Below are 6,364 nucleotides of genomic sequence, written 5' to 3'. Positions count from 1 at the left end.
GGGTTTCGGCCCAGTTGAAGGCGCCTGCGGAGACGAAGGTGAGTTCATCGGGCAGGGTACGGAAGGCGATCTGGTCGTAATAATGCGTCCCCAGAAGGTTTGACGGGAAGAGTTCCGGCGGAAGCTGGAAGCCCGCTTTGGTAAGGGCGTTCATCGTCTCGTCGACCGGGTTCTTGATGTTGAAATCGCCGAGGAGAATGTAGTTCTCGTCTTCCTTTTCAGCGCGGCCGGCCATTTCTCTGGCGATATAGTCAATCTCGGCGACGCGGCGGGCATAACCGTCGCTGCCGCGCGAAGCTTCGCCGAAGAAGATGTGGACGGTGCAGAGCGAGAATTTGAACCAGCCGGCCTGGAAGCTGACCATGAAGGGCGTGCGGGCAAATTGCTGTTCGCCCGGCAGGAGCGCGTGTTTCGGCAGGACGATCTCGCCGACGATATTGCGGAAGTTCACTTTGCGCGAGTCGAAGACGAAGCACATCCGCTCGCGGTTGCCGGAGGGACCTGAGGTGACATCGGTGGCGATGAAGTCCCAACCGGGGCCCATCAAGCGGATGACATCCCTCAGGGGACGGAGGTCTTCATTCACTTCCTGCAGGGCGCAGACATCGAAACAGGAGAGGATCTCGGCGAGGTAATGCAGGCTCTCGCGGCGGCGCGGGCCATGGCGGAATTTGTTATTGTCGAAATCGCGGATGTTCCAGGTGCCGATGATCAGGCTCGCATCCTTGGTGCGCCGGGGGATGCCGCGCGGCGGCGGCGAGGCGATATGCGCGCGCAGGTCGAGCAGGCGGCGGGACGTCCAGTCGCGCTCGGACGGCGCAAACAGCCGCGTGTCCCTCAGGTCGGCATACCAGACCATTCCCTCACCCCTGTCGCATTCTGCGGAGAGTTAGGGTTTCGGAAAGTTTGGTTAGCGAGGGGTTAATAGGGGGCCGATTTCGGGTGCGCGCGCTGCCATTCAGACGCTGACGACGCGGCCCGGATTCATGATATTCAGCGGGTCGAGCGCCTGTTTGATCGCGCGCATGGTGTCGGTTGCGGCGCGGGGCCGGAGGCGGGCGAGTTCGTCGCGTTTGAGGCGCCCGACGCCATGTTCGGCGGAGATCGAGCCGCCATGCGCCATGACGGTGTCGAAGATGGTGCGGGTGATAGCGGCCTCGCTGGCTTTCAGTTGCGGGGCTGCGGCGCCGGCCGGTTCGACGACGGAATAATGCAGATTGCCGTCGCCGACATGGCCGAAGATGACGAAATCTGCTGGAGGCAGCACTGCGCGCACGGCGGCGTTGCAGGCAGTGATGAAGGCCGGGATGCGGCTGACCGGGACGGCGATGTCCTGATTGAGCGCCGTGCCATAGGCGCGCTTTGACAGGGGGATCGACTCGCGGATATGCCAGAAGCTTCTGGACTGGGTTTCGCTGGCGGCGATGACGGCGTCCTGGATCAGCCCTTCCTCGGCGGCCGCCCCGAGGGCGGATTCGAGCAGGGCGCGGGCATGATCTTCCGTGGGCTGCGAGATTTCGATCAGCACGCGCCAGGGGGCGTTTGACGGCATGGGATCGCGCGTGGACGGAATGTCCGTGATCACCATTTCCACCGCATTGGCGGGGATCATCTCGAAGCTCGTGACCGAGTCGCCGGCCTTTCCCTGAACAGCCGCCAGGAGGCTGACTACATCGTCCGCCGACGCACAGATAACCCAGGCGGAGGCGGCCTGCACCCTCGGGAAGAGTTTCAGTGTCGCGGCGGTGATCAGGCCGAGTGTGCCTTCGGCGCCGGCGAAGAGGTGTTTGAGGTCATAGCCGGTATTGTTCTTGCGCAGGCCGGACAGGCCGTCCCACACCTCGCCGGAGGGCAGCACGACTTCGAGGCCCAGAATGAGATCGCGCATCATGCCATAGCGCAGGACCGCGACGCCGCCGGCATTGGTGGAAATGAGGCCGCCGATGGTGGCGGTGCCTTCCGAGCCGAGGGAGAGGGGGAAGAGGCGGCCGGCAGCCTCGGCGGCCTGCTGGGCGGCGACAAGGGTAGCGCCGGCTTCGATGGTGAGGGAGTTGTTGAAGGGGTCTGTCTCGCGCAGCGCGGTCATCCGCGTCATCGACACGCAGATTTCGCCATGCGGGGTGCCGCCATCGACGAGGCCGGTATTGCCGCCCTGCGGGGTGATCGCGACGCGGTGCTGGGCGCAGAGTTTGACGAGGGCGGCGGCTTCCGCGGTGGCGGCGGGGCGGGCGATGAGCGGGGTTTCGCCCCGGTAGGTGCCGCGCCAGGGGGTGGCGGCTTCGGCTAGCCTGTCAGGGTCATCGCTCCAGCCTTTCGGGCCAAGCAGGTCTTTGAGGCTGGTGAGGAAGCTGGGCGGCGGGGGCGGGGTCATGGGGGGGAGTTTAGAGCGGAAATTTACGATATGCGATAGATGTTCAACGGCCCGGCTCCCAGCGCAAATTTGCCAGAACTTTCATCGCCGAAGCAACACCTCCAAAGCCGGGTTCTAAGCTTGCGCGTGATACGCCAAGATTAAAGAGACGAGAAACCAACTCATCTGCGTGCCGCCAAGCAAGTCTGAAAACCATAAAACTCCCAATCGTTCGATCCGAGTTCGGATCAATTTTTTGCTTCATCTTGTTCACAAGATCATCAAGCGGCATTCGGGCAACTTCAACATTTAGTCCCAGTGGGCCCGAAAGCCACGTGAACAATCCTGACTGAGCATTCAAGTTGGGATTTTGAAATCTTGGTGGTGCTGATACTTCGACTCTTAGGTCCAATGCGTTGGTGTTTTGATTTCTCTGTGCAGTTCCACTTAGATCATAAGGGTTGGTGAGCCAGACGGCCAAATATTTTTGATCTACCTCTCCAGATGCATCTCCTGGAACATGCCGCAAAGCACTTTCACCCGCGAAGTATGCAGCAGTCAAAGAGCTATAAGTCCAATCAAGGAGCCGCGTCGGTAAGCCATAGTGTTGTGCCAACGAGATAAATGGAATTACATTTCTGTGCGGCCAACCCAATAGCAGCGATTCAAACTGGCTTTGCCCAGATTCATCGGCAAAATCGTCAAACGCATTGCGAAAATTTTGGGGGAGATCAGGCATAGGAAGCCCCGACCTATCAGCCAGCTTCAAAAACCCTTCAATGACTTTGAACTCCAAGTAAGCTTGCTTGAGATTGTCGTTCAGACTTGAGTATATTGATTGTGATTGAAGATTTGCAATTTGTAGAAGGCTTGGCGATCTGATCACCCTGAGCGCAGACGGCACTAATTTATACTTATCAAAGTCACCAACACCCCTCCAAACAAAAATGCCTCTGCGTGAATTCTGCCAACTCGATTGCGCATCGAGAAGTTGCTCGATAAAGGCCTTAGCACTTGGTGCCGTTTCATAGATGTGAGTGAACATTACGCCTTTGTTGCTTTGCGTAGGAATATGTAAATTCAACAACCTGACCGTAGATTATTTCCTCGCCCCGTCCAGCTTCATCGCCTGACCGATCGGATGGTCCGAAAGCGCCTCAATCACCCCCTCACGCGCCGCGTCAGTCTTGTTCTGGCTGAGCTTCGAGATGCCTTCAAAGCGGTGCGGGATAAGGTCGAAGGCGCGGATGCCGCGCAGCATCTTTTCGAAGGCGCCGGGGTCCATCTTGGCGCGCGTCCAGGGCGGTTTGGGGGCCAGGGCCGATTCGAAATGGGCGGACACATCATCGAGAAACTGCGCCGCACCGGCGAGCACGGGAATGCCTTCCGCTTCGACGGAGAGATAGTTCCAGGTGGGCACCTGATTGGGGACGGGGCCGTACCAGTCCGGTGAGATATAGGCGTCCGGCCCCGTGAAGACGATCAGCACCGAAGCGCCCGCTTCGAGGCGCCGCGCGACGGGATTGTGCGCTGACAAATGAAAGCGTAGGTGCACGGCGCCGCCGCGCCTTTCGGCGAGCACGGGCGTGTGCGCGGCCAGCGGCGTAGATTCGCCATTGACGCAGACGAGCCCAAGCGGGTGGGCGCGGATGCGCGCGATCAGCGTATCCGGATCAGCTTCGCGAAAGAGCGGGGCGGGATGCATTGTCTCAGAACAGGCTGCCCTGGGGGCCGGATTTGCGGGGTGCGGGTTTTGGTCTGGTCGTTCCGCCGCCAGTGCCGGCGGGGCTGGCGGTGAGGTCGCCGTCGGCGAGGGTGATGCGGAGCGTGTCCGTGCTGGCGGCGACCGGGGCGGAGCGGATGATGCGGCCGTCGGCGTCACGCAGGATGGCGTAGCCGCGCTTCAGGGTGGCCTGGTAGGAGAGGGTTTCGAGCAGTTTGCCTTCGGCATTCAGTGCGGCCTTCTTCTGCTCGATCAGGCGCATCAGGGCGGGGCGGGCGCGCACGGCGCTTTCGCGGAGGCGCTGGCGCTGGCCGCGGATTTCGGCGCGGAGCGTGGACGGCGAGAGTTGCAGGCGGGACAGCTTCAGCCGCGCGCGTTGGGTGAGGGCGAGGGCAGCTTTGGGGAGGCTGGCGGAGGCATAATCGAGCCGCTGGCGCTTCGTCTGCAGCAGCGTTTCCGGGCGCGGTAGGCGGGCGGCGGCGAGCTTGTCAGAGGCGCGGGTCAGGCTGCGGGTGAGGGCGCGTTTCAGGCGGCTGCCAGATTCATCGACGCTGAGGAGAAGTTCGGTGCGCACCGGCACGGCGATCTCGGCGGCGCCGGTGGGCGTGGGGGCGCGCCGGTCGGAGACATAGTCGATCAGCGTCGTGTCGGTCTCATGGCCGACGGCGGAGATCAGGGGGATCTCGCTATCGAACGCGGCGCGGACGACGATCTCCTCATTGAACGGCCAGAGATCCTCGATCGAGCCGCCGCCGCGCGCGACGATCAGCACGTCCGGCCGAGCCGCGCCGGTCATGGCGTTGAAACCGCGGATACCGGCGGCGACCTGGGCGGCGGCCTGCTCGCCCTGCACCAGGGCGGGCCAGACGATGACGCGGACGGGGAACCGCTCGCGGATGCGGTGGAGGATGTCGCGGATGACGGCGCCGGTGGGCGAGGTGATCACGCCGATGGTGCGGGGCATGTAGGGGATGGGCTTCTTGTGGCCCGCGTCAAACAGGCCCTCGGCGGCGAGCTTCTTCTTGCGCTCCTCGAGGAGCTGCATCAGGGCGCCGGCGCCGGCTGGGCGCATGGAGCTGGCGATCAGCTGATAGGCCGAGCGGCCTTCATAGGTCGAGAGGCGCCCGGTCGCGATGACTTCGAGGCCTTCTTCGGGGCGGAAGGTCAGCTTGTCGGCCTGGCCGCGCCACATGATCGTGTTGAGGACGGCACGATCGTCTTTCAGGTCGGCATACATGTGGCCGGACTTGGCGATGGTGACGCGTCCCAGCTCACCGCGCACGACGACATGGTCGAAATTCGTCTCGATTGTCCGCTTGAGGCTCGCGGCGAGCTCGGAGACGGAGAGTTCTGGCTGGTTGGTCGTGCTTGAATCGCTCATGTGGACCTTGTTGCAATACGGCGGCAAGGGAGCAAGAGGAGAGGCGGTGCACGCCATGGTCTGACGCTGTATCAGAGTGTCAGATGTGGTATTCCTACACACATGCGGTTTGGTGGAGGACCAACATGAACAACCCGGACAAGGCCGTCGAAACTCAGATTAGCAATATCGAGAAGAAGACCGACAAGACGCGCGATACGCTGATGCGCGAGATAGCGGCGTAGGGCCTCGCCAAGCATGGGGAGATGGTCACTTGGGCGAAGCAGGCGTTGGGACTAGGGCATGGAGACGCGAATATGCTAGTGCATCTCGCGCGGCAGGGCGGGGCGCCGCCGGCCGAATCTGAGGGCTCCGGGGATAGCGCGCTTGACGAGTTGTATACCGGGCCAAAAGCCGGCCAGCGGGCGATCCATGAGCGGCTAATAGCAGCGATAAACGGCTTTGGGTCATTCGAGACGGCGCCGAAAAAAGGCTATGTATCCCTGCGCCGGAAAAAGCAGTTCGCGATGCTGGGGCCCAAGACGAATACGCGGTTCGAGCTTGGCCTGAATCTCAAGGAAGAGGCGGTCCATCCGCGGATGAAACCAGTGCCGCCTGGAGGGATGTGCCAGTACATCGTGTCGCTGGAGGCGCCCGACCAGGTCGATGACCGTGTCATCGCGCTGGTGCGGCGCGCCTATGATGCAGCCGACTGACAGGTTGGGTGCTTGATCTTCGCGGGTCCGCAGCGCATCAAGCGCCTCCATGAACATACTCCTGATCGGATCGGGCGGCCGTGAACACGCCCTAGCCTGGAAGATGGCGCAGTCGCCGCTGGTGGACGAGGTGCATTCGGCGCCCGGCAATCCCGGTATGGACGAGGTGGGCCCGTGTTTCGATGTGGCCGCCGACGATGTGGACGGGCTGGTGA

Annotated in this window: 7 protein-coding genes and 1 pseudogene; 3 read left to right on the top strand and 5 right to left on the bottom strand. The window is 62.2% G+C overall.

The annotated features are described in order from the left end of the window. From ACK4SV_RS15655 to xseA, 5 genes are all read right to left on the bottom strand, one after another. On the bottom strand, nt 1-859 hold an 859-nt coding region (locus tag ACK4SV_RS15655; RefSeq protein WP_409918778.1), incomplete at its 3' end, for an endonuclease/exonuclease/phosphatase family protein. Nucleotides 860-958: 99 nt separating this feature from the next. Continuing rightward, on the bottom strand, nt 959-2,371 hold the full coding sequence (locus ACK4SV_RS15650; protein WP_409918777.1) for an FAD-binding oxidoreductase: 1,413 nt from the start codon (nt 2,369-2,371) through the stop codon (nt 959-961). A gap of 43 nt (nt 2,372-2,414) precedes the next feature. Next, entirely contained in the window at nt 2,415-3,395 is a 981-nt protein-coding gene (locus tag ACK4SV_RS15645; RefSeq protein WP_409918776.1) for an FRG domain-containing protein, read from the bottom strand. Nucleotides 3,396-3,449: 54 nt separating this feature from the next. Beyond that, nucleotides 3,450-4,055, bottom strand: a complete 606-nt coding sequence (locus ACK4SV_RS15640) for an FMN-binding negative transcriptional regulator (protein WP_409918775.1) — start codon at nt 4,053-4,055, stop codon at nt 3,450-3,452. Nucleotides 4,056-4,059: 4 nt separating this feature from the next. Continuing rightward, nucleotides 4,060-5,454, bottom strand: coding sequence for an exodeoxyribonuclease VII large subunit (gene xseA, locus ACK4SV_RS15635; RefSeq protein WP_409918774.1), 1,395 nt, complete (start codon nt 5,452-5,454; stop codon nt 4,060-4,062). A 239-nt stretch (nt 5,455-5,693) separates the two neighbouring features. Between xseA and ACK4SV_RS15630 the strand changes: the two are divergent. The 3 genes and pseudogenes from ACK4SV_RS15630 to ACK4SV_RS15620 all read left to right on the top strand — a co-directional run. Beyond that, nucleotides 5,694-5,759, top strand: a pseudogene (locus ACK4SV_RS15630) (DUF4287 domain-containing protein); the annotation flags it as partial. Then, entirely contained in the window at nt 5,751-6,149 is a 399-nt protein-coding gene (locus ACK4SV_RS15625) for a DUF5655 domain-containing protein (RefSeq protein ID WP_409918773.1), read from the top strand. The pseudogene ACK4SV_RS15630 and the gene ACK4SV_RS15625, both read left to right, overlap by 9 nt. Nucleotides 6,150-6,198: 49 nt before the next feature. Then, nucleotides 6,199-6,364: phosphoribosylamine--glycine ligase N-terminal domain-containing protein (locus tag ACK4SV_RS15620; protein WP_409918779.1), on the top strand; the 166-nt coding region annotated here is incomplete at its 3' end.

Origin of the sequence: Hyphomonas sp., from assembly GCF_046313735.1 — a bacterium.
Taxonomy (GTDB): Bacteria; Pseudomonadota; Alphaproteobacteria; order Caulobacterales; family Hyphomonadaceae; genus Hyphomonas.
This window is presented reverse-complemented; position numbering and strand designations above follow the sequence as displayed.